Here is an 18,449-nt window from a genome sequence, read left to right as displayed (position 1 = left end):
CGGGGCTTTTTTTTGTGACGAGAGCAGACGCACCGAGATGACCGTCGTGCAATCGGCTTGGCGCACTGCCAGGCCGATTTCGACCCTCAGGCGCAATGAGCGTACGCGCGCTCAGCCCGCCAAGAGGCGCCGGCAGGCGTCGACAAACACCTCGGCGCCGGTGACGATGTCGGCGTCATCAGTGTTCTCGGTCCAGTGATGGCTGATGCCGCCGATCGAGGGCACGAACAGCATGCCTGATGGCATGATGGTCGAGAGAATCTGGGCGTCGTGACCGGCGGCGCTGGGCATGCGGATCGACCTGCCGCCGGCAAGCGCCTTGCTCGCAGCTTCGATCGCTTGCTGGAACGAGGCGTCCATCATCGCGGGCGCGCCGGTGCGAATGCGCTCCACCGCAACCGTGCAGGGGCCGCGCGCGCTGACGTCCGTGGCCATGATTCGCAGCAGTTCCTCCAGGCCATCGATCACAGCGGGGTCGTCGTCGCGTATCTGGAACAGCATTTCCGCAGATCCCGGGATGATGCTCGGCGCACCCGGATCGAGCCTGATCGAGCCGGTGGTCCACACCGTGCGCTGGCCACAGGCTTTTGGAAAACGTTCGTCGATATCGACGCAGAATTTTGCCAGCGCGAGGCCAGCGTCCTTGCGCACGGCCATCCGCGTCGTGCCGGCGTGGTTTTGCTCGCCGGTGAAGGTGATTCGGTATTGCCAGATACCGACGATGGAGGTGACGACGCCGATATTGAGCGCGCCGCCCTCGAGGGTCTGACCCTGTTCGATATGTGCCTCGAGATATCCGATGTGGCGCCCGCGTTCGGCAGTGGCGCGCGGGCGGCCGGCGAGGCCGACTTCGCGCAGCGCCTCGCGCATGGTGCGATCGCTGTTGCGGTCGCGCGCGGCGTCGACGTCAGCCTCGGTGAGCGCGCCGACATAGGAACGGCTGCCGAGGAAATTGCCGAAATGGCCTTCCTCATCGCACCAGGATGCGACCTCGACGGCGCCCTTGATGCTTGGATCGGAATTGATGACGCGGGCGGCTTCAAGCGCATAGATGACACCCAGCGGGCCGTCGAGCCAGCCCGCGTAATTCTGGCTTTCGAGATGCGAGCCCGCCAACAGCTTCGGGCCCGGTTTCGTGCTGGTGCCCAGCACGTTGCCGATGCCGTCGACCTCGGCCGCCAGTCCCGCCTCGGGGAGCCGCTGCACCAGCCATTCCAGCGAGCGCATATGCGGCTCAGAGAAGGTCGGCTTGTGCACGCCGCTCTTGTAAGCGCCGATGGCGCGCAATGCGTTGAGGTCGGCGAGGACGCGGGCACCGTCGAAGGGCAGGGTCTTGTCGGGCATCAGGTGCCTCTCCTTGATTGACAGTCAGGGTGCGGTCGGCTTGCGATAGACATCCTTGGTCGCGAGCCTTCCATTGCGAAACGTATAACACTCGACGCCGCGTTGTTCGCGCTGCTCGCCGGTGGCTCGCACGGTTTCGCTGACGCGGAACGTCATGAAGGTCATATCACCGGCGTGATGATAGGATATGTCATGGAAGCGTTGCGCCGAGACCAGGCCCTTTTGCTCGGCGAGATGTTCGGCAATGGCGGCGGCGCCGGCGAGAGATTTGGTTACCGCCAGGCCATCGTGAAAGGTCCAGAGAAAGTCAGGCGTCACCACGGAATAGAGCGCAACCATGTCTCCCTTGAACAGGGCGCGGGCGAAGCCTTTGAACAGATCGTCGCGTTCGGTGGAGGAGGGCGCCATGATTTTATTCACGCTCCAACAATCCCTGGCTTAGAAAGTGTACCGGCTGATGAGCATTTTTTCGATCACGTTCGGCAGCAGAGCGAACCGGCGCGAACGAGTCAAATCTCCATTATTTTGAGGCGGTTGTCCCGCACCGACGCGGCGAGATGATCCAACAAGCGCGATGCCGTTCAGAAAAATGTTTGCTTCGATCCCTTGACGAATTTTCAATCTTCTGCGCATACCAACGCCCCTTCGCCGGAATCCGCCGGCGCTCTTAAGGACCGAAGCCATGTTGAGCCTACGCTCACATATCGTCGCGAAAGCCGCCGCCGCGCTGCCGTTTATTCGGCCGTGCGATTGGTCGCGCATGTGCGTGGCGAAGCAAGGTCCGAGCTATCTGGCGCCCGAAAATCTCGGGACCACCAGGACAGCGAGAGCGTAAATCGGCAGCGGGAATCTACCCTCTGCCTCAAGGCAGAGAGCGAAGATGACCCGCGACAGCACCACAGGACTCGAGGACCGTGACCGCCAGAGGATTTTGTCCTCGCCGGTGGCGCATGCCTTCGTGCGCATCGTGACGCAGCGCCGCGGCATCTCCGAGGCCGAGGCCGAGCAAGTCTATCTCGATTACATCAACCGAGCGCAGCCGGCGGACAATTGCCGGCGTCGTGAGGACGCTTGATCATTTCAAGCGATTTCGAATTCAGGATGGCCGTCCCTGCAAGGACATAAGACGGCCCGCTGATCCGGTACTGGTCCCCTTTGGTGGGGCGGCAAACGGTGGTTTCAGGGCAGCGAAGCAATTTCTGTTGGCCGGGGTTGTCCCGGCCGTTTGTAAATTTTTCTAGAGCTGGCGTAGCTCAGATGGAGAGCAGCGGTTTTGTAAACCGAAGCGCGGAGACTCGAGCCCTCCCGCCAGCACCAATCGTCGAGTGTGATCTTCAATACGTAACGCGAGCGTGGCGAAACTGGTAGACGCACGGCACTCAGACTGCGACGGGCTTGCCCGTGGGGGTTCAATTCCCTCCGCTCGCACCATCACGCTCCCGTAGCCAAGCGGTAAGGCATCGGTCTTACGCACCGACATACGCTCGTTCGATCGGAGCCGGGGGCACCACCAATCATGCGCACTTAGCTCAGTGGCAGAGTACCGCCGTGACATGGCGGTTGTCCGCGGTTCGGTTCCGTGAAGGCGCACCAATTCACGCTCTTGTAGCACAATGGCAGTGCGACCGCTCGATAAGCGGTTGATGCAGGTTCGATTCCTGACGGGAGCACCAATCAAAGGAAGCCAACATGATCATCGTTTTTTCGCCTGTGACGGAACGCAACGATGCCTTCAAGGCACACCTCGCGAAACCGGCGCGGCTGGTCGCCGCAAACCATCGAGACGATGGATCCGGAGCGTTAAACCTGACTGGAGATGGGGCGGCCTTTTAAGCCGTGCGCAAGTGGTTCGAAACCACCCGGATTCTCCAATCAAGGACCAGTGCCCCCAGCGGCCAAGGGAGCGGATTCTTAATCCGTCGACGCAAGTCACCGTCGGTTCGAGTCCGACCTGGTCCTCCACTTCGAAAGAGATTCCCGACCGGGTCAGGAACACAAGAAATCAACGCTGCGGCTGTGGTGGAACGGTAGACACCCGCGCTTGAGGGGCGTGCGCCTTGTGCATCCGAGTTCGAGTCTCGGCGGCCGCACCATTTTGCAGAATTTCTCTCTCAAACCGCTCCTGGACCCAGCTGGCGACGGGGCTCGACTGTCGATCGAGTTTTGGCGAGTTCGATTCTCGTCAGGGGCGCCACTGCGAATTCACCTTGAAAGAATTCCGTGATCAGCATCAACGCGAGGAGGTTTTCATGTTCCAGTATTGCTCCGCGCTGGTGCTCAACGCGGATTTCCAGCCGCTGAGTTACTTCCCGCTCAGCCTGTTCGGCTGGGAGGACGCCATCAAGGCGGTCGTCAAGGGATCTCACGTCGTCGTCGCTGAATACGACGAGGTCGCCCGGAGCCCGTCGATCCAGATGAAATTGCCGTCGGTGATCGCGCTGCGCTGTTATGTGCGGCCGCCGACCAGGGTTGCCTTCACCCGGTTCAACGTGTTCCTCCGGGATCACTTCGTTTGCCAGTACTGCGCCGTCCAGCACCGCCCGAGCGATCTCACCTTCGACCATGTCCTGCCGCGCGCCGGCGGCGGCGTGACATCATGGGAGAACATCGCCACGGCATGCAGCCCCTGCAATATGCGGAAAGACACGCGACTGCAGAAACCCCGCCGGAAGCCGTTCGAGCCCACGGTGCATCAGCTTATGGCTGCGCAGCGGCACTTCCCGCCGAACTTCCTGCACGAGACCTGGCGCGACTTCCTGTACTGGGATGTCGAACTCGAGAAATAAGCCGCCGGCCACGGCCGGCGGTAATCACCACGTAGCTCAACTGGATGAGCGCGACCATCCGAAGGTTGAGGATGTAGGTTCGAGTCCTATCGTGGTGGCCAGGATTGATGTCCAGAACGTGCGGCTCCTGCCAGCGCACAGCTTCGGTTCTACGGCAGGCCTTCGGGACATTTGGGGTAACGCCAAGTCTGGTGACTGAGCGGGCCTGTAAAGCCTGCGCCTTTGCGCACGCGCGGTTCAATTCCGCGGTTACCCACCATCCCCTGGATTCGCCAACAGCCGTCTAAACCCGCGGACCTGGTATATTGGGAGTGCCATGCGCTGCCCGCGCATTGATAGCGGTTCGATTCCGCTGGTCCGCGCCATCTTGCGAAACTGCGCGCGTTACGCAGTTCGCCGTCCAGGAAGCTAATCCAGTGAAAGCATCGGTTTGAAACGCCGAGGAGGTCAGGGCGGCACTGACTCTGGACACCATCACGGGGAGTGCACAAGGGTGCATTTGATCCTTGCAAGATCGAAGCGGCCGGGGCGGTACCGGCACTCTCCACCACCTCATTCCCGCCGAGCCATCTCGGTGAGGGCACCCGGCTGTTAACCGGGGTAGCGCGGTTCGAAACCGTGGGCGGGAGCCAATGCCGTTTGTCGGCCGATTACCATCGTTGACCTGTAGCTCAGTTGGATTCAGAGCGCCGCGCTACGAACGCGGAGGGCGGGGGTTCAAGTCCCTTCAGGTCGGCCAAAGTTGACAGTCTGTAGGGGAGCCTGGCCGTCCCTACCTGCCTTGGAAGCAGGGGATCGCTGGTTCGAATCCAGTCAGACTGACCACGCCAATCACAGATCAGCCGCCTTCCTGGCTGCCGCGACGCTGTCCTTGATACCATTGGAGTTGAGAATCCCATCTTCGAATGCGATTCGCGCTGCGGTGAGCCTTCGGTTCAGTTGCAGCTTGGGTCCGGCTCCAAATAGCCGGTCGATCTCCGAGGTTATCTGAAGCATTTGCGCGGCGGCTTCATGGCTGACACCAAGCTCATCAAGCCGTGCAGCGACCGACTTTTCCCGTTGCGTTAGCGGCCGTTTCTTTACCGATTTCGGTTTCCACTTTTTCGCGATCGCCCTTTTGGTCTTCTTCGCTTTCTTTATCACCGTAGCCGCTCCCTTCGTCTGGCGGTCCAGGATAACACCCATTCACGGTGAAGGTCACCGGTTTGAATCCGGTAGGGAGCGCCATTGCGGGCGCGTCGCCAAGTTGGTCTAAGGCGCCGGATTTTGATTCCGGTGACCGCTGGTTCGAATCCAGCCGCGCTCACCAAATCCATCGCTCGGCCTCTCGGGAGGGCTTGCTGCTCATAACGGCGAACAGGACGGTTCGAAACCGTTACGAGCGACCATTGCCCTTCCGACCTCGTCTATCAGCTAGGACGCTTGCTTGTGGCGCAGGAAAACACGGGGCAGCACCGTGGGTCGGGACCAAGCTGGGGAGTGAAGCTCAAGTGGACGAGCGCTGGTCTCCAAAACCAGAGGTTCCAGGTTCGAGGCTTGGTTCTCCCGCCATTTTTTCCGTGGCATTGAGAAATGATTGCCGCGCCCAGGAATGAATTCGTTTGCGCGCGGTGGGCGCCCACCAGCGATCGCAATCGAGTGGCTCCGAGTTCACTCATCTTGAAGCGAGCGCGGCCGCGCGGGGAAATTCCGTCCGTGGCAGTCGCTTCCTCGGACGGGGTTTCGGGTTTGATGCAGGCGTAATCTATCAAACCCGGCGCTCAGCGGGAGCGCCGATCAAAGGCTAACAGTCGGTCAGATTGCAGAAAAGTAGAGTCGGGAAAACTTGGTAGTTGTACGCATTTCGTAGCTCAAATACGTCTGGAGGCGAGCGAATTTCGGAAAGCGGCAATGGGCCGGCTTGCTTGATCTGGGTCAAGGTTTGCGGAGTTTCTGGGATCAGCATTGCGCTGCAATGCATTCGTGCTTTTCACCCTTTCCAAGATAAATCCTAAGGGAGGTTTCGATGATTTTGGTTCAGAGGAGTGTTAGCGTCGCGCCTGGAATGTTGTCGGCAGCAATGGCATTCGCAAACGAGATCAGTACCCAAGTAAAAACAACTACGGGCATCGATCTGAAAATAGCTGTTCCAGTTGGAGGTAATGCTGCTCGCATGGCTTGGATTGCCAACTACGAGAACTTGGCCCAGTACGAGGCTATGGGGCTGAAGCTTCTTGGTGATCAAAAATACCTGGAGCTGATCAAGAAGGCGGCGGGCCTCTTTGTGCCCAACACGCTCCATGATGAGATTTGGCGAACGCTCTAAAGGCGCGCGTAAGCCGCCCCGAGGGGCCTGGCAAATCGCTGGAAATGCTTAGTCCCATCCTCCTCGGTCTCTTGCCTCAAGGACTGAGCGTTCAGATCATCGAAAGAGGCCGCCAGCGGGGCGGCCTCTCGAGCGTCTTAAAACTCAAACTGTCAGCCAAAATAGCCGTAGTAGTCGGTTGGATTGTTGCGGGCATACGCCGCGGTAAGCTGTTGCTGCAACGCGATCCGCTGATCTGTCCGCACCCCGAAGCCTGTAATGACACCGCCGCCGCTTACAGCCTCAAGCTGCTCGTCCATCATTTCGGTTGCCTCAATCTGATAATCCGATTTCATGTCGCTCTCCTGGTCCCTTTTCCCGATGGCACCATTGCCTCGGCTGATTGCGACATTGACGGATAAATTCTCGTGGCGCTGTTCCCTACGGAACAGGCCAAAAGGTCGCGCGAATTCGGTTGAACTAGTCGCAGCGTTAATTGGCGCCGATCCGCTCCCTCAAGACGGAACCCGGTGTCCACGAAGTTGGATGATCCACGTCTAACGAAGCGGCCAAACTCAAAACCGGTTCGGCGCTGGCGCCCGACCGAAATGGCGGCCTTCGAGGCTCGCTCGCCTCTCGGAACAAAGCAGCGGACTGCTTACGAGTTGATGCTCAACGTCGGCACGGCAAGGGTCGACGTCCACATGATGACGTGGGCGCAGACCGACGCCGACGGCGTTCAGTACACGCGCAGAGGCGCAGCGAGCGATGTGCGATCGAGCAGCTGGACGACCATAGGGAGAACAGACTTAGCCAAACCGAATCTGAGCGTTTGAGAAAAGAGGTCAAATCGTGAGGAAGATCAAAATGACACGAAAGCGACTGGCGCTCCCTAGCGGGGCCAAACCAATTTTCGGACAGTAGATTTTCAAATTATTTCAATCGGTTAGGGTTTGAGAATCAAAGATATATAGGACGTTTTGTAGGACGTTTTTGATTCGGGCACGCCTGGATTTTGGCGGAAGCCCAAACCGAGACGAGGGGAGGACCGCGCCAGCGCCTCGGTGCTGCACTCGGCCATATCCCCTGCGCCGGGGCGGTGGCCTGCGGGGCTGGAAAGCGGGCTAGGAGGGGCGCATATTCTGCGAGCGGCCGACTTGCGGTCGGGAGGGCAAAAATTGGCGAAAAAGTCCCACACGTTCGAGGTGACGGTAAGCAAGAAGCGCGACATCGAAGCGGTTCGATACCTCGTGAAGCATCTGAATCGGGCCGCAGGCGGCCTGCGTGCAGCTAGGACGAAGCGGACGAAGGGCGGGAAAAAGTAAGCCAGTACCCACCCCAAGCGCCCCGCGAGGGGCGACCTTTGGCCCGGCGCGGGCGCTTGTCGTACCCCCGACTTATCCTCAGCCGCGACTGCATGTGGCTCGCTACGGCTGGCAGCCCCAACCGATGGACAATGTGCCTAGCCGCTGGTGGTGGCGCGTCAATGGGCCATGCCCGAGTCCGGCCCTGTGGATACCGATGAACAGCACGCCCGCCGCCAGCGAACAGAGTCTACGCTGTGATGGGGGACAGCAATATGAAGCCTTCACTGTGGTTGCTCTTGGGGATCGTGGTCGGTGGGAGCGCAGGATGGTTTGTGCGCGGCCTTACTGAGCAAGACGTTCGCGCCAGCACAAACTTCACCTTCAACGATAAACTGGCGGACCGGCAGTATCCCTATCTTAGCGTGAGGGGTAGTTGGCGAGGTAGCGACTTAGCCAACAAGGTCAATGCCGTTCACATCCTCTGCGATGCGTCTCAAAAAAACTGTGATCTACAGCAAGCCGACGTGATGTCGCTGGGCGGCGGGCCGTCGCTTTCTTTGTACAGCAAGTCATTCCGCATCACGAAGGTTGATGAACAGAGCGTGGTTGCCGAATCGTTGCCTGACGTGTGCATTCGCCAGACGCTGACATTCGACCGTGTGGCTAAGGCTGTGACGATGGTGAGAACCAAAATCAACCGAGAAGATGCCTGTTCAATTGTGCAGGATGCACCACTATCCCTCTATCTCGGAGGGCCGCTGCGCTGAGCGGGCACGCGTCACTAAAACGGGCGGGAGCGATGAAACGAGCAGCAACAGTTATCGCCTTGAGCGCGAATCTGATGATCAGCCTGTCCGGCCACGCTGTCGGTCAAAACGGTCATGGCTTGCGCCTTCAGTGTGATTGGTCATCCACCTTGGATGTCGCAACTATGAGAACAAGCCCAACGTCGGGATCAAAGCTGATCACCGTGGAAATACTCCAAGGTCGCTCTGGCCGTCTTAAGAAGGAAGGTTTAGGGGCTGAATTTGCAGCAGTCGTCACCGACGAGCAGATAGAAGCAGAGACCGAGTACCAGATTGGAGCCTTGCGGCACCGCGAGCGCATTACGATCAACCGCTACACGGGCAAGATCGAAAACTTCGTTGTCATTGGGAAGGGCGAGCTGGTGCATCACGGGGTTTGCAAGCAACTGCCCGGTCGGATGTTCTGACCTTCCCGCTCGCTTAGAAAAAGTAAGGCCGCCTCAGTTGGCGACCTCTTTCATTTGAACAGCGCTTTCCACACCCCGACAGGCTGTAGCTTCGCGCCCTCCCGATCCCCAAGGGATTGATAATTTGCCGCATGACACGGGCCGCGCTTCAATATGCCATGCCCGCACTCACCCGCCGCGCTCACCCCGAACGCTCCGACACTTGGCACGTCTATTACGATGACGTTCAGGTTGGCACGATTGCAATCCAATCGGGCTTGCCGACGCACGCGAGGCAATGGCGCTGGGATTGCGGCTTCTATCCGCTGTCACATCGGGGACGGTCTCGCTCGGGCTACGCTGCAACCTTCGAACAGGCGCGGGCTGGCTTCGAAGCCGCGTGGAAAGATTACTTGCCACGGTGCACCCAAGCCGACTTCATCGAGTACCGGCGCGAGCGTGCCTGGACGGCTTGGAAATACGCTATGCATGCCGCTGGCCTGCCGTTACCCACGCAATCGACCAGTGGACAGGCACGCTGTTTCTGTGGCGCCACGATCGGGATAGCGGTAACCGACCGTCACGTTCACGATGCACATATGGATTCGCAGCGCACATGAAGCTCAGCACCGACCGCCCGTATGCCGATCCTGAAAAGGCCGCGCGCAAGCTGCTGGAGATCGCCAACGCGACCGAGTCGGTAGACGGAAAGATTTACATCGAGAAGATAAACGCGCCGATGCTGTACTTGGAGCGCGCCACCCCGGCCGAATACAAAGCCGGGCTTGATCTAGCGATCTCGCGCGGCTGGCTGTTGCTGCACGAGAGCGGCACCTTCGTGAAGTTCACACCGGCCGGGGCGGAACTTTTCGCCTGAGAACGCGAAAAGCCGCACCCTTCGGCTATAGTACGCCCACAAAGGCAGAGACGATCAAGATTGCCGCGCCCACCGCTAGGATTATCACATCAACTGTTATGCGTCGCTTGGCAGATTCGGTCATGGCTGAACTCTCCATCCACGGGAAACCGCGTTGTCTGACCTATCGCCACCGAGCACTGTGCGTCAGCTCACATACATATCGGGAAAGTTCACCCAGTGCCTGACGGTTGGCAACGCAAGTTCGATGAACCCATCGAGACGCCAGACGGCAACCAGCTTCGCACGCTGCGTGAGGCAGTCGCCTACCTCGCCAAGACCGTCCCCAAGTCAGAGCGCGATATGCCAGCGGTCACGACGGCAGCGGAGATGCTGACGTATGCGGCGGAACGCGGCACTGCCTGGATGTTCTTGGCCCGCATGGCCACGCTGAAGGCGATACACCGTCATGAGGTGCGGCAGTTCAACCCCGATGCCAAAGAGCATCACTGGGGACGACGAAAACTGAAGAGGGACGAATGACGGACATGTAATCGGCAAAGCGGCCGAGTCTGGGGACGACCCTCCGCCGTCTATATCGCGACGGTTCGCGGCATCTCGTCGAACGTGCGCCCGCGATAGTGCCTGCCTGTGCTCTTCTTGCGAACGCCGCCCCACTGCTTGAAGAAAAACGCTGCTCTTGCCTTGCGGCATGCGGCCTCGATCTCGCCGACCCATTCTTCCGCCATTGGTCGTGAACGCGGACCACTCTCGCCTCCGACAATCGCCCAATGGATTCCCGTCAGGTCGGCTTTGGCCACTGACCCTAGCAGGGGTTCGAACGAAATAAATCTGACGGCGGCCCTAACCTTGCGCAGATCATCGATGCGCGTGAGGTAGTCGGCACTCTCGACACTTGTTCCAAGCCAGACATTTTTCAGCACCGGCAGCGATGCGGTGATCTCTGCCATCCGATCCGGTCGTTTCGTCAGGATTTGATATGTGTGCTGTGGCGTTTCCTGCATCGATGCCCACACGGCGGCGACGAATTCTGAGGGCACGCCTTCGTGAAACAGGTCTGACATCGAATTCACAAAAATCCGGCGCGGCTTTTTCCAGCTCGCCGGTATATCGAGCGCCTTCTGATCGAGCCTAACCTTACCAGTCCAGACCGCCCGCTTGCCGCTCTTGCGTGTCAGTCCGCGATATTTCTTCATCCCCATCGCATCGAGCCGTGCTGCCATCCGCATGGCATAACAATTCGTGCAGCCCGGAGAGACCACAGTGCAGCCAGCAACTGGATTCCAAGTCGCGTCGGTCCATTCGATTGAAGTGTCAGCCATTGTTGCCTCAAAGCAGTCGAGTTTGGACGTTTATATTACGGATGTCTTCCCATAGCTTCCGGCCAAGTGGATGCGCGCTTACGAACACCAGCCAGTAGAGTCGCTGACCTCCCGGCCCGGAAACAAGTTCAATGCCTTCTGCTGGACTCGTTCCCAACTTCCTGATTTCTCCCAACCAATAATCGAGAAGATCGGTGCGCAAACCGTGGTCCGTGCGATTCACGTCAACAGAACCACGCCAATTCGGCATGAATGAGTCGAGAACGTCTCCCTCCGCCACATAACGACGCAAATTGCGTTGAAGATCGAACACACTAACATGAATCAGCATATCCATTTTCGGGATCGCGGCGAGCTTGCGAATAATCGAGAATGGCAACACTTCGAGTTTGTAAGGATCGAGGAATGCAAAGTGCAATCCCGTCGGGTTGAGCGCATCCACAATCTTATCCACGACTGCGTCCGCAGCCTGACTATAAAAATGGCCAGCACCGCCTAGCGCGGCAATTCGCTTTTCCAGCGCCGACGATTTGTCAGGGTCGAGATCATTAAAGTGAAGGTCGGAGAAACGAGTACGGCTTTGCTGCGCCGCCTTGTACGCAACGATGGGGCTGCCGTCGATGAATTCGTTGCTTCCCTTGAGTCGCGACCGGCCCGGGCCAGAGAACAGCTCAATATAGCCAGCGCCACCGGTACCTTTTGGCGGGAGGTACAGTGCACGGACGCTTCTGTATGCGTCGATGTACTTTCTCAGCCGGTCGTGCTTTTCGGCGGCCCACGCGCCAACTTCGTCAACTATCAACCCATCACTAGGGTCCAAATCGGTTGGTTTTTTGGCCATAGCTGATTCCCAAAAGGGCATTAAACCATATCGCTACAACTTACGGGTTAACGCCTTACGGTGGTGGAGGAGAGTCGGGGAGTAGGTGCCGGTCGCACGATCCGGGAGGGCTGGCAGCCGTGGCCGTGGTCCCCGGACCGGGCGCATTACAAGCGATTCCTCGTGCTTGCACGGTCATTGCCGCACCAACCGCTTGCCCGAGAAGAAGCGTTCATAGCCGGCGGAATCGAAGCTTGCGGCACCCCACGGCCAATCAAACGAACAAAGTGACCCGTCGCCGTGCCACGAATAGTAAACGGACACCGTGTTGCCGCCGCCGTCGTCAGACTCGATGTGCAGCTGCCAGTCGGTGACATCGGCAAGCGTCATGTTGAGCGCGGCCAGATGTTCGATGATCCTGCGCTTTGCTTCGCTGGCAGTTCTCATCAGCGCCCTCCCGATTTGACCGCCAAAGTCCATGCCGTTGAGGTGCCGGGCTTGTCGCGTGTTGAGTCAGCGTTGCAGTGGAAAAGGCCGCCGCTGTAAGTCGCCATCATGCCGCGCCGATATTCGCGCGCTGCCTGCCACGTGCCTTCGTAGCGAATGCCGCCTTTCTCCAATTCCAGGATGCGCGCCCGGAGCGGCGCTGTCGCTCGCTCGACGAATTCGCCGATGGTCGGTGCGATGGTTGCCATCAGCTCTGCTAGGTCTGCGACCCGCAGCGGCCTCGCGAGCTGCGCCGCGCTAAGTTCGGGCTTCGCGACTTTTTCCATTTGCTAACCGCCGTAGTTGACGCCCGTCAGATAGGCGACGGCACCGGAACGCCGGGGCTGCCAACGAATGTAGCGCTTCACCAAAAGCGCAACCAAGTTCGATTGCCAGAGTGACCGCAACACCGTCGAGGCTGTCGGGGGAGAGTCCGGCACTGACGACATTTCAACGATGGTGTTTTCGGACGCATCGAGTTCGATCCCGCCTTCGTTCATGAAAACTTCGGCGGCATCGATCAGAATAATTAGATCATCGCCCGGCGAGTCTGCGTCGCTCGGAGTGTTCGCCGACACAATGACAGGGATGCCCGCGACGTCGCCGCCTTTAGCGGAAATGTTCTTCAGCAGATTGGACGAGTCGCCCAGGCTCGCCAAGGCGATGGCCGTTGTCGGCTTCATCACTAGATACGGCGCGATCATGTTCGACGTGACCAGATTGCAGAGCGCGCGGAAATCATCGCGAAACGCGGCGGCAGTGGTGCCCGTCGACACGACGGATGGCGAGCCGTAAGTGATCGAAGCCGGTGACACGTCGTCAACCTCAGCAAGCGCAGGGTTGAGGAAATTGTGATCGCTAAACTGTGCGACGGCCGCCGCAAGGTCTTGGCGGATCAGTTGCGCCGAGTCGGGGTCGCCAGCGAGTGCTAGTTCTTTCGTCAGCACAACGATGCCGCCGACTTTGGAAGTCTTGAACGTCATCGCCTCAAAGTTCATGTCGGATACGATCATCGGCCGGCCTTGACCGATCCAGCCCACCGCACTGCCGGATGTGGCGCGCGGCGCGCGAACGTTGAACGGCATGGCGCGGAATCCGGTCATCCGACCGATCACGGTCAACGGTCGCAAGTAGTCGACAAATGCCTCGCCAAGCGATGCCAGGGGCGAGAGCGGCGCGCCCCAAGCCGAGTCGGTGGTGGTGCCCGGCAGGACGGCAGACTTGCGAACCATTTCCAGCGCGCGCGAATTCGGATGGCGCTTCTCGAAGGTGGCCGCCGCCTGCATCACGTCACCGCGCGCCAATGCAAGCACGGCGGCATAGCTCGCAAATTGCAGCGCCATGCCGTCGCGCTGAATACGCCCGGCGCTTTCGATCGGATTTCCCATTTTGGATTGTTCTCGATGGTGCAGCATGCGCCACCGTGACAGATACCGAGCCGTCGCGGCGTTAGACGCGCATTCTGGTGAGAATTGCTTTGCCGCAGGTTTCGATTCGGCAATGCCGCTGCGGAGAGCTGGAAGGGCTGGCGCGTCTGGATGGTTAAATCTTTCCACGCGACAAGCGAGCGGCGACAGCCGTCTCGCGCGCTTGTCACTGCAGGATACCGCAATTGCGGTTTCTGTGCCCGATGGCGCCGAGAGCTGGCCTCGGTGGCGCGGAAGTCTCGCGCGCGCGGTACCGGAAAGACTCTCACCATCGAGTCCAGCTTAAATCACCTGTAATAACTCTATCGAGAGAGCGTGTTCGGCGCTCTCGCTAGTAATTATAGGTGGGACTCTATCCTCTAGCTCTTACTTCCTTCTTTCCGTAAGGAAAGGTTCAGGTCAGCCACAGACCCTTTTAGCGCACTGTCGTCGATAGCTAAAAGGTCAGCCACAGACCCTTTTAGCGCGTCAGCTAAACACCACTTTTCTCCGCTTCCGGTGTGCGGCGAAGCGGGCCTTCCTGCGCGCCGCCGCGACATCATCGGGCAACGGTTTCATCAACTTCCGATACCTCGTTGAATGCCCGCGCCCGGCCGTACCGCGCTCGACGACGATGACGTGGCCGTCAGCTTCAAGCAATTCTGCCATCGCCACCGCCGTCCCTTTCGACATGCCGCAGCTTGCCCCAAGCGTCGCCAATGATGGGAACGCGCTGCCGTCGTCGTCAGCAAAATGCAGCGACATCGCCTGCGCGATACGGTGATAGCCGGGCGGACGATCAGGTGTCTTGCCAACCTGCAACACGAGCCAATCGTACATCGCGGCACGCGCCGCTTCGGACATCGGCCCAAGCGCTGTCGATCTAGGCTTGGTTGTCGACGATTTGCGCCGCGCTTTTGGCGTCGGCTTAATTGTGATCGCCTCGGATTCGGATGCTGCTTGCGCCTTGGCGCGAGCGGGACTATGACGCATCTTAACGCCTGCTCTTGGTCGGGGTTGGCGGGAATCGAAAAATTCCGCCCCGTTGCAGAGTGATCGCTGCGACGGGGCTTCGTTTGTCAGCGTGATCAGGAAGTGGCGCGCGGGCAAATCACGTTGATGCGCCCGAAAATGCATCAAGGTCCGCAAGGATATCTTCGGCCGCATCTAACTCGGCCACGACAGCGTCCTCGTCATCGAAGCGATCCTCTTCGATGTTCTCGGCCATACGCAGGAGCCTCGCCTTATCGACGCACGCGAGCGCCTTCGACAGCCGAAGTCTGGTAACGTCCGGTGCAGGCGCGGCAGGCGCGAGGCGCTGGCAGCAATCCGAGCTTGCAGCTTCGAGTTCCGAGCGGTCGTAAACCTTGATCGCCTCATCGCTGAAGGGATGGACGAAGCAAGCCTTGACGATTGGCGGCGACGTCTCTCCCATGCGCGACTCGTAGGCTGCCCGTGAGAGCTTCACACCGCGCGCGAGATCGAGATGATCCGACGTGCAATGGCAAGTCATGCGGGTCGTGACGCCATCGGCGAACTGGGCAACGAAAGTTGGAGATGTCATGACGTGATCTCCGCATCAGCGGCAGGCGAGGCGGCTTTTGGGTTGCCGGGCTTGTTCTTGCCAACCTTGCGGGCACCAGGGATTAACCGGGGCAGGGAAGCCTGATAGGCGTCAACGCAGTCGGCATCGACCATGGTCTTACCGTCTTGCGTGTAGGCAATGAGCTTGCCTGCATTGATCAGCTCGTAGGCCTTGGTGCGTCCGCAACTAAGCTTGCGAATTGCAGCCTTCAATGGGATTAGGTTACGCGTTACAACTGACATTGATCTGGCTCGCTGTTTGAGAATTCCCCCCAGCGCGATGATGTCAGGGTTTTCGGATTTGTCCGGTCCTGTGCGGCAGCCGTCGTCGGTTTATCCACACATGGTCGCTGTTTGGTGTTCTCTTTTAGACACCAGCACCGGATGATGATGGACGGGGAAGACCGCGCCGTGCTTGGGGAAAACTGAGAGGGTGCCCAAGGCCGATTTGACGGCGGCCTGAATCCCCGATGGAAATCTATCCCGTAAGTGTTGCGTGAGTGCGGGTCATGGGCAGCGGCAAAAAATGCGACTGTCATCAGGACGAGGTGACGTTAGAGAGTCTCCTGCAAGAGCAGGCGGCCGTCGCATATTGCATGCTGATGGATGGGCCGATCTACGCGCCAATTCTCGAACGCTATGAGCGTGAGATCGCCGCGTTGATCGCCCGCGATGACGCGATGTCGCGGGCACGGCGTATCTTGGAAGGTCACGCCGCCTTGGCGACGGGTGGCGATGTGAAAGCAATCGCCTGAATGTTCTTTAGTTTGAGCCTCAGGCCGTAACCGTCACCATACTTCGGCTTGTCGATTTTGTGGCCCATCAGTTCGTCAATCATTTCCTCCGGGGCCTCGACATCCTTCAATCGATCCTTGAACGAATGGCGAAGCGAATAGACCGTGTGTTTCGGAGTCGGTAGCAGTTTCCATTTTCTGAAATGCTTGTTGGCCGCAGCCGAGAAATTATCAGCACGGTCGAAGTAGCGCGCGAACCCGTCAGGATGTCGGCGCATCGCTTCCAATGCCAAGCCGACAAGCGGGATGTCACGTTTGCTCTGGACGGTTTTCAGTTCGCGGCCGGGTGCATCGTCATCGCGTTCCTGCGCCTCGACACGGACATGAGGAATGACGGCGTCCAGTCTGATCTGGTCCGTTTTCAGGTTTACAAGTTCGCTCGGCCGCGCACCGGTTTCCATGATCAGGAGAACGATATCGCGCGCATCGCCGTTCAACTTGTCGAGTGCGCCCGGTGCGAGAATGACATCGCGAATGAACTCGGTCGGGAAGGGCGGCCGACTGCCATCCTTGCCGCCTTCCTGACGAAGGCCAGCGAACGGATTGTCAAACCGAAACTTGTTACGCTTGATCACCGCGCGAAACATCGAACTCAGGTGACCAAGGTTCTTGTTCATAGTGTTGATCTCGATGCCGTCAATGAGAACGCGCTGTTCCCACCACTCCGCATAAGTCACGGCGTCGTCGCGACTGACATCTTCAAGCGGCTTGTCGCCGATCTGATCGATGAAGATTTGCGCCGCGCGCTGATACTGCGTCGTCCATTTTTGCCGCTGGCGCTCCGACTTGTCAGCGATGGCAACGCTCTGGATCGTTGCGTATGTCGAGAACAGCGACGACAGCATAATCCGGGGTTTCTCAACCCCGCCCATGATGGCTCTGCGCTTTGCTGGATCGTCGATGTGCCCATTGGCCATGACCGTTTGAACGCGCGCGCGGACCTCGTGGAAGGGCCTCGCAGCCGATTCGGTCGGCGTCTGGTAGTCCACACCAAGCGAGCGGGCGAGTTTTACCGCGTCGTCATAGGTGCGCACGGCGTCGGCCGCGTTCTGTTCGGACAGTCCGCGCCAGTAGGCTTCCGTTGTCTCGTTGAGGCGGGCGGCGATACGGCTGGCTTTGCTGCCGGTGCGATCCTTGGCGACTCTGATCTTGGTCGAGAGCTTGACGATGCCGCGCTTGTCGAGATGGGTGAAGTTGCTGGGCACGCGCCGCTGGTAGTGCCAGACGCCTTTGCGGATGGTCAGATATTGGCCCGACTCGTTCATGGTTGACCCGCCAGTGTAGGACGTTTTGTAGGACGTTTTTGTCCCACAGACTGGCCGTGATGGTCAATGAATTAAGCTATCGTATTGAAATGGTGGGACTTTTAGGAGGGCGTTGTGGCGCTCCCTAGCGGAATCGAACCGCTCTCTCCACCGTGAAAGGGTGGCGTCCTAACCGATAGACGAAGGGAGCAAAAACAACCGGAAAATCAGTGCTTTACAGCATGATGCACCGTGTTGGTCGCCGTTAATCGGGTTGGATCAGGCCAGCGACCGGCGAACGTATAGTGGCGTTTTGCCGGGCGGGCAAGCGGCCTGAAACTGCCTTTTTCCGGGCGCTTCCGGCCCGCACCGGCAAGGGGGACCGGCCAAAACAACCGATGTTTTGCAACGGATTTTAAAGCCGCCTGGAGTAGGGCTGGTGGCAGGGGAACTTCTGACATGGCCTTGGGCACCAAAAAGCGCGAGTCGCGCAAATCGCTGCATCAATCCGGGTGGATCACGCTGGACGGCGGCTTCGCGGCGCGCCCATGCGTGGTGCAGGACATGTCCACGACGGGCGCCAAGGTCACGATCGACGATCCCAACACGCTGCCCGCCAAATTGAAGCTGGCGTTTTCGCGCGACGCCCGGACCGGGCGAAACTGCGAAGTGGTCTGGCGCCGCGGCAAGTCGGTCGGCATCAAGTTCGTCCGCTAGCGCCTGATGGCGCGGGACGATAAAAGGCGGGATGCGAAAATCCCTCCTTGCGATCCCGGTTCTGGTGCTGACTGGCGTGGCGGCGTTGGCCGCCGAACCATCCGGCCATCAGAAGTCCGGCAAGACCGCCCCGTCGGGCAAGCTGCTTCCGCTGAAGGGAGCGACATCAAGCAACTCATGCGCGGCATATGGGGCGGGATTCGTCAGGGTCGAGGGCACCGAGACCTGCGCGAAGATTGGCGGTGCCGTCAGTATCGGCGCCGGCACATCGGCCGGATCGCGCTGA

Annotated in this window: 25 protein-coding genes and 18 tRNA genes; 28 read left to right on the top strand and 15 right to left on the bottom strand. The window is 59.3% G+C overall.

Annotation, left to right across the window (positions count from 1 at the left end; translation table 11 throughout):
* Nucleotides 1-111 precede the first annotated feature (111 nt).
* The 3 genes from JQ600_RS20315 to JQ600_RS20305 are packed head-to-tail and all read right to left on the bottom strand — an operon-like array spanning nucleotide 112 to nucleotide 1,977.
* Entirely contained in the window at nucleotides 112-1,344 is a 1,233-nt protein-coding gene (locus tag JQ600_RS20315; RefSeq protein WP_212389343.1) for a Zn-dependent hydrolase, read from the bottom strand.
* Nucleotides 1,345-1,368: 24 nt separating this feature from the next.
* Nucleotides 1,369-1,764, bottom strand: a complete 396-nt coding sequence (locus JQ600_RS20310) for a nuclear transport factor 2 family protein (protein ID WP_212389342.1) — start codon at nucleotides 1,762-1,764, stop codon at nucleotides 1,369-1,371.
* An 18-nt stretch (nucleotides 1,765-1,782) separates the two neighbouring features.
* Entirely contained in the window at nucleotides 1,783-1,977 is a 195-nt protein-coding gene (locus JQ600_RS20305; protein WP_212261706.1) for a hypothetical protein, read from the bottom strand.
* Between the two features lie 247 nt (nucleotides 1,978-2,224).
* Between JQ600_RS20305 and JQ600_RS20300 the strand changes: the two genes are divergently transcribed.
* The 17 genes from JQ600_RS20300 to JQ600_RS20220 all read left to right on the top strand — a co-directional run bounded on the left by JQ600_RS20300 (nucleotide 2,225) and on the right by JQ600_RS20220 (nucleotide 4,955).
* The gene (locus JQ600_RS20300) at nucleotides 2,225-2,419 is read left to right on the top strand and encodes a hypothetical protein (protein WP_192735774.1); all 195 of its coding nucleotides are present in this window, start codon (nucleotides 2,225-2,227) and stop codon (nucleotides 2,417-2,419) included.
* Between the two features lie 167 nt (nucleotides 2,420-2,586).
* Nucleotides 2,587-2,661: transfer RNA gene (locus tag JQ600_RS20295), tRNA-Thr, on the top strand.
* A 29-nt stretch (nucleotides 2,662-2,690) separates the two neighbouring features.
* Nucleotides 2,691-2,775, top strand: a tRNA-Leu gene (locus JQ600_RS20290).
* 4 nt (nucleotides 2,776-2,779) lie between these two features.
* Nucleotides 2,780-2,854 (top strand) — tRNA-Val (locus JQ600_RS20285).
* An 8-nt stretch (nucleotides 2,855-2,862) separates the two neighbouring features.
* Nucleotides 2,863-2,937, top strand: a tRNA-Val gene (locus JQ600_RS20280).
* 6 nt (nucleotides 2,938-2,943) lie between these two features.
* Nucleotides 2,944-3,017 (top strand) — tRNA-Ile (locus tag JQ600_RS20275).
* 16 nt (nucleotides 3,018-3,033) lie between these two features.
* Nucleotides 3,034-3,177, top strand: coding sequence for a hypothetical protein (locus JQ600_RS20270; RefSeq protein WP_212261703.1), 144 nt, complete (start codon nucleotides 3,034-3,036; stop codon nucleotides 3,175-3,177).
* 43 nt (nucleotides 3,178-3,220) lie between these two features.
* Nucleotides 3,221-3,306 (top strand) — tRNA-Lys (locus tag JQ600_RS20265).
* 48 nt (nucleotides 3,307-3,354) lie between these two features.
* A tRNA-Leu gene (locus tag JQ600_RS20260) sits at nucleotides 3,355-3,437 on the top strand.
* A gap of 25 nt (nucleotides 3,438-3,462) precedes the next feature.
* Nucleotides 3,463-3,538 (top strand) — tRNA-Asp (locus tag JQ600_RS20255).
* A 55-nt stretch (nucleotides 3,539-3,593) separates the two neighbouring features.
* Nucleotides 3,594-4,130, top strand: a complete 537-nt coding sequence (locus tag JQ600_RS20250; RefSeq protein WP_212261700.1) for an HNH endonuclease — start codon at nucleotides 3,594-3,596, stop codon at nucleotides 4,128-4,130.
* Nucleotides 4,131-4,155: 25 nt separating this feature from the next.
* Nucleotides 4,156-4,231, top strand: a tRNA-Arg gene (locus JQ600_RS20245).
* Between the two features lie 73 nt (nucleotides 4,232-4,304).
* Nucleotides 4,305-4,389 (top strand) — tRNA-Tyr (locus JQ600_RS20240).
* A gap of 32 nt (nucleotides 4,390-4,421) precedes the next feature.
* Nucleotides 4,422-4,495, top strand: a tRNA-Gly gene (locus JQ600_RS20235).
* Between the two features lie 191 nt (nucleotides 4,496-4,686).
* A tRNA-Asn gene (locus tag JQ600_RS20230) sits at nucleotides 4,687-4,762 on the top strand.
* Between the two features lie 28 nt (nucleotides 4,763-4,790).
* Nucleotides 4,791-4,869: transfer RNA gene (locus JQ600_RS20225), tRNA-Arg, on the top strand.
* A gap of 7 nt (nucleotides 4,870-4,876) precedes the next feature.
* Nucleotides 4,877-4,955, top strand: a tRNA-Pro gene (locus tag JQ600_RS20220).
* A gap of 6 nt (nucleotides 4,956-4,961) precedes the next feature.
* On the opposite strand, the gene JQ600_RS20215 is transcribed toward JQ600_RS20220, so the two are convergent.
* Nucleotides 4,962-5,273 carry a hypothetical protein gene (locus JQ600_RS20215; protein WP_212261698.1) on the bottom strand — a complete coding sequence of 104 codons (312 nt, stop codon included), beginning with the start codon at nucleotides 5,271-5,273 and terminating at the stop codon, nucleotides 4,962-4,964.
* 7 nt (nucleotides 5,274-5,280) lie between these two features.
* Here JQ600_RS20215 and JQ600_RS20210 point away from each other — a divergent pair.
* From JQ600_RS20210 to JQ600_RS20195, 4 genes are all read left to right on the top strand, one after another.
* Nucleotides 5,281-5,357: transfer RNA gene (locus tag JQ600_RS20210), tRNA-Glu, on the top strand.
* A 4-nt stretch (nucleotides 5,358-5,361) separates the two neighbouring features.
* Nucleotides 5,362-5,439: transfer RNA gene (locus JQ600_RS20205), tRNA-Gln, on the top strand.
* 166 nt (nucleotides 5,440-5,605) lie between these two features.
* A tRNA-Trp gene (locus JQ600_RS20200) sits at nucleotides 5,606-5,681 on the top strand.
* 454 nt (nucleotides 5,682-6,135) lie between these two features.
* The gene (locus tag JQ600_RS20195) at nucleotides 6,136-6,435 is read left to right on the top strand and encodes a hypothetical protein (RefSeq protein WP_212261696.1); all 300 of its coding nucleotides are present in this window, start codon (nucleotides 6,136-6,138) and stop codon (nucleotides 6,433-6,435) included.
* Nucleotides 6,436-6,587: 152 nt separating this feature from the next.
* On the opposite strand, the gene JQ600_RS20190 is transcribed toward JQ600_RS20195, so the two are convergent.
* Nucleotides 6,588-6,770, bottom strand: coding sequence for a hypothetical protein (locus JQ600_RS20190; RefSeq protein WP_212490065.1), 183 nt, complete (start codon nucleotides 6,768-6,770; stop codon nucleotides 6,588-6,590).
* A 1,223-nt stretch (nucleotides 6,771-7,993) separates the two neighbouring features.
* Here JQ600_RS20190 and JQ600_RS20185 point away from each other — a divergent pair.
* From JQ600_RS20185 to JQ600_RS20170, 4 genes are all read left to right on the top strand, one after another.
* Nucleotides 7,994-8,488, top strand: coding sequence for a hypothetical protein (locus tag JQ600_RS20185; protein WP_212490064.1), 495 nt, complete (start codon nucleotides 7,994-7,996; stop codon nucleotides 8,486-8,488).
* 32 nt (nucleotides 8,489-8,520) lie between these two features.
* On the top strand, nucleotides 8,521-8,934 hold the full coding sequence (locus tag JQ600_RS20180; RefSeq protein ID WP_212490063.1) for a hypothetical protein: 414 nt from the start codon (nucleotides 8,521-8,523) through the stop codon (nucleotides 8,932-8,934).
* Nucleotides 8,935-9,529: 595 nt separating this feature from the next.
* The gene (locus JQ600_RS20175) at nucleotides 9,530-9,790 is read left to right on the top strand and encodes a hypothetical protein (RefSeq protein WP_212490062.1); all 261 of its coding nucleotides are present in this window, start codon (nucleotides 9,530-9,532) and stop codon (nucleotides 9,788-9,790) included.
* 219 nt (nucleotides 9,791-10,009) lie between these two features.
* Nucleotides 10,010-10,312, top strand: coding sequence for a hypothetical protein (locus JQ600_RS20170; protein WP_212490061.1), 303 nt, complete (start codon nucleotides 10,010-10,012; stop codon nucleotides 10,310-10,312).
* A gap of 50 nt (nucleotides 10,313-10,362) precedes the next feature.
* Here the strand turns inward: JQ600_RS20170 and JQ600_RS20165 are convergent, their stop codons facing one another.
* From JQ600_RS20165 to JQ600_RS20130, 8 genes are all read right to left on the bottom strand, one after another.
* Nucleotides 10,363-11,112 (bottom strand): DUF5131 family protein, encoded by a 750-nt coding sequence (locus JQ600_RS20165; protein WP_212490060.1) that lies wholly within the window; start codon nucleotides 11,110-11,112, stop codon nucleotides 10,363-10,365.
* Nucleotides 11,113-11,119: 7 nt separating this feature from the next.
* Entirely contained in the window at nucleotides 11,120-11,953 is an 834-nt protein-coding gene (locus JQ600_RS20160; protein WP_212490059.1) for a three-Cys-motif partner protein TcmP, read from the bottom strand.
* A 174-nt stretch (nucleotides 11,954-12,127) separates the two neighbouring features.
* Entirely contained in the window at nucleotides 12,128-12,379 is a 252-nt protein-coding gene (locus JQ600_RS20155) for a hypothetical protein (RefSeq protein ID WP_212490058.1), read from the bottom strand.
* Nucleotides 12,379-12,705, bottom strand: a complete 327-nt coding sequence (locus JQ600_RS20150; protein ID WP_212490057.1) for a hypothetical protein — start codon at nucleotides 12,703-12,705, stop codon at nucleotides 12,379-12,381. Before JQ600_RS20150 ends, JQ600_RS20155 begins: the two co-directional genes overlap by 1 nt.
* A gap of 3 nt (nucleotides 12,706-12,708) precedes the next feature.
* Nucleotides 12,709-13,806: a phage major capsid protein gene (locus JQ600_RS20145; RefSeq protein ID WP_212490056.1), complete on the bottom strand. Its 1,098-nt coding sequence runs from the start codon at nucleotides 13,804-13,806 to the stop codon at nucleotides 12,709-12,711.
* A gap of 507 nt (nucleotides 13,807-14,313) precedes the next feature.
* The gene (locus tag JQ600_RS20140) at nucleotides 14,314-14,973 is read right to left on the bottom strand and encodes a hypothetical protein (protein WP_212490055.1); all 660 of its coding nucleotides are present in this window, start codon (nucleotides 14,971-14,973) and stop codon (nucleotides 14,314-14,316) included.
* Nucleotides 14,936-15,259, bottom strand: a complete 324-nt coding sequence (locus JQ600_RS20135) for a hypothetical protein (protein WP_212490054.1) — start codon at nucleotides 15,257-15,259, stop codon at nucleotides 14,936-14,938. Before JQ600_RS20135 ends, JQ600_RS20140 begins: the two co-directional genes overlap by 38 nt.
* A 125-nt stretch (nucleotides 15,260-15,384) precedes the next feature.
* On the bottom strand, nucleotides 15,385-15,651 hold the full coding sequence (locus JQ600_RS20130) for a hypothetical protein (protein WP_212490053.1): 267 nt from the start codon (nucleotides 15,649-15,651) through the stop codon (nucleotides 15,385-15,387).
* 266 nt (nucleotides 15,652-15,917) lie between these two features.
* On the opposite strand from JQ600_RS20130, the gene JQ600_RS20125 reads away from it, so the two are divergent.
* The gene (locus tag JQ600_RS20125; RefSeq protein WP_212490084.1) at nucleotides 15,918-16,163 is read left to right on the top strand and encodes a hypothetical protein; all 246 of its coding nucleotides are present in this window, start codon (nucleotides 15,918-15,920) and stop codon (nucleotides 16,161-16,163) included.
* On the opposite strand, the gene JQ600_RS37415 is transcribed toward JQ600_RS20125, so the two are convergent.
* On the bottom strand, nucleotides 16,118-17,407 hold the full coding sequence (locus tag JQ600_RS37415) for a tyrosine-type recombinase/integrase (RefSeq protein WP_212490052.1): 1,290 nt from the start codon (nucleotides 17,405-17,407) through the stop codon (nucleotides 16,118-16,120). The genes JQ600_RS20125 and JQ600_RS37415 overlap by 46 nt on opposite strands.
* Nucleotides 17,408-17,582: 175 nt before the next feature.
* A tRNA-Glu gene (locus JQ600_RS20115) sits at nucleotides 17,583-17,657 on the bottom strand.
* A 248-nt stretch (nucleotides 17,658-17,905) separates the two neighbouring features.
* Here JQ600_RS20115 and JQ600_RS20110 point away from each other — a divergent pair.
* Entirely contained in the window at nucleotides 17,906-18,163 is a 258-nt protein-coding gene (locus tag JQ600_RS20110; RefSeq protein ID WP_192735778.1) for a PilZ domain-containing protein, read from the top strand.
* Nucleotides 18,164-18,194: 31 nt separating this feature from the next.
* Complete coding sequence (locus JQ600_RS20105) at nucleotides 18,195-18,449, top strand: porin (protein WP_212389339.1); 255 nt, start codon at nucleotides 18,195-18,197, stop codon at nucleotides 18,447-18,449.

Origin of the sequence: Bradyrhizobium sp. AUGA SZCCT0176, from assembly GCF_018130145.1 — a bacterium.
Lineage (GTDB): Bacteria > Pseudomonadota > Alphaproteobacteria > Rhizobiales > Xanthobacteraceae > Bradyrhizobium.
Note: the sequence above shows the minus strand (reverse complement) of the source record. Positions and strands in the feature narration are given on the sequence as shown.

Excerpts from the sequence above, each read along its gene's own strand:
- JQ600_RS20315 (WP_212389343.1), bottom strand. The coding sequence starts at position 1,344 with ATGCCCGACAAGACCCTGCCCTTCGACGGTGCCCGCGTCCTCGCCGAC.
- JQ600_RS20305 (WP_212261706.1), bottom strand. The coding sequence starts at position 1,977 with ATGCGCAGAAGATTGAAAATTCGTCAAGGGATCGAAGCAAACATTTTT.
- JQ600_RS20300 (WP_192735774.1), top strand. The coding sequence starts at position 2,225 with ATGACCCGCGACAGCACCACAGGACTCGAGGACCGTGACCGCCAGAGG.
- JQ600_RS20270 (WP_212261703.1), top strand. The coding sequence starts at position 3,034 with ATGATCATCGTTTTTTCGCCTGTGACGGAACGCAACGATGCCTTCAAG.
- JQ600_RS20250 (WP_212261700.1), top strand. The coding sequence starts at position 3,594 with ATGTTCCAGTATTGCTCCGCGCTGGTGCTCAACGCGGATTTCCAGCCG.
- JQ600_RS20195 (WP_212261696.1), top strand. The coding sequence starts at position 6,136 with ATGATTTTGGTTCAGAGGAGTGTTAGCGTCGCGCCTGGAATGTTGTCG.
- JQ600_RS20190 (WP_212490065.1), bottom strand. The coding sequence starts at position 6,770 with ATGAAATCGGATTATCAGATTGAGGCAACCGAAATGATGGACGAGCAG.
- JQ600_RS20185 (WP_212490064.1), top strand. The coding sequence starts at position 7,994 with ATGAAGCCTTCACTGTGGTTGCTCTTGGGGATCGTGGTCGGTGGGAGC.
- JQ600_RS20180 (WP_212490063.1), top strand. The coding sequence starts at position 8,521 with ATGAAACGAGCAGCAACAGTTATCGCCTTGAGCGCGAATCTGATGATC.
- JQ600_RS20175 (WP_212490062.1), top strand. The coding sequence starts at position 9,530 with ATGAAGCTCAGCACCGACCGCCCGTATGCCGATCCTGAAAAGGCCGCG.
- JQ600_RS20165 (WP_212490060.1), bottom strand. The coding sequence starts at position 11,112 with ATGGCTGACACTTCAATCGAATGGACCGACGCGACTTGGAATCCAGTT.
- JQ600_RS20160 (WP_212490059.1), bottom strand. The coding sequence starts at position 11,953 with ATGGCCAAAAAACCAACCGATTTGGACCCTAGTGATGGGTTGATAGTT.
- JQ600_RS20155 (WP_212490058.1), bottom strand. The coding sequence starts at position 12,379 with ATGAGAACTGCCAGCGAAGCAAAGCGCAGGATCATCGAACATCTGGCC.
- JQ600_RS20150 (WP_212490057.1), bottom strand. The coding sequence starts at position 12,705 with ATGGAAAAAGTCGCGAAGCCCGAACTTAGCGCGGCGCAGCTCGCGAGG.
- JQ600_RS20145 (WP_212490056.1), bottom strand. The coding sequence starts at position 13,806 with ATGGGAAATCCGATCGAAAGCGCCGGGCGTATTCAGCGCGACGGCATG.
- JQ600_RS20135 (WP_212490054.1), bottom strand. The coding sequence starts at position 15,259 with ATGGGAGAGACGTCGCCGCCAATCGTCAAGGCTTGCTTCGTCCATCCC.
- JQ600_RS20130 (WP_212490053.1), bottom strand. The coding sequence starts at position 15,651 with ATGTCAGTTGTAACGCGTAACCTAATCCCATTGAAGGCTGCAATTCGC.
- JQ600_RS20125 (WP_212490084.1), top strand. The coding sequence starts at position 15,918 with ATGGGCAGCGGCAAAAAATGCGACTGTCATCAGGACGAGGTGACGTTA.
- JQ600_RS20110 (WP_192735778.1), top strand. The coding sequence starts at position 17,906 with ATGGCCTTGGGCACCAAAAAGCGCGAGTCGCGCAAATCGCTGCATCAA.
- JQ600_RS20105 (WP_212389339.1), top strand. The coding sequence starts at position 18,195 with ATGCGAAAATCCCTCCTTGCGATCCCGGTTCTGGTGCTGACTGGCGTG.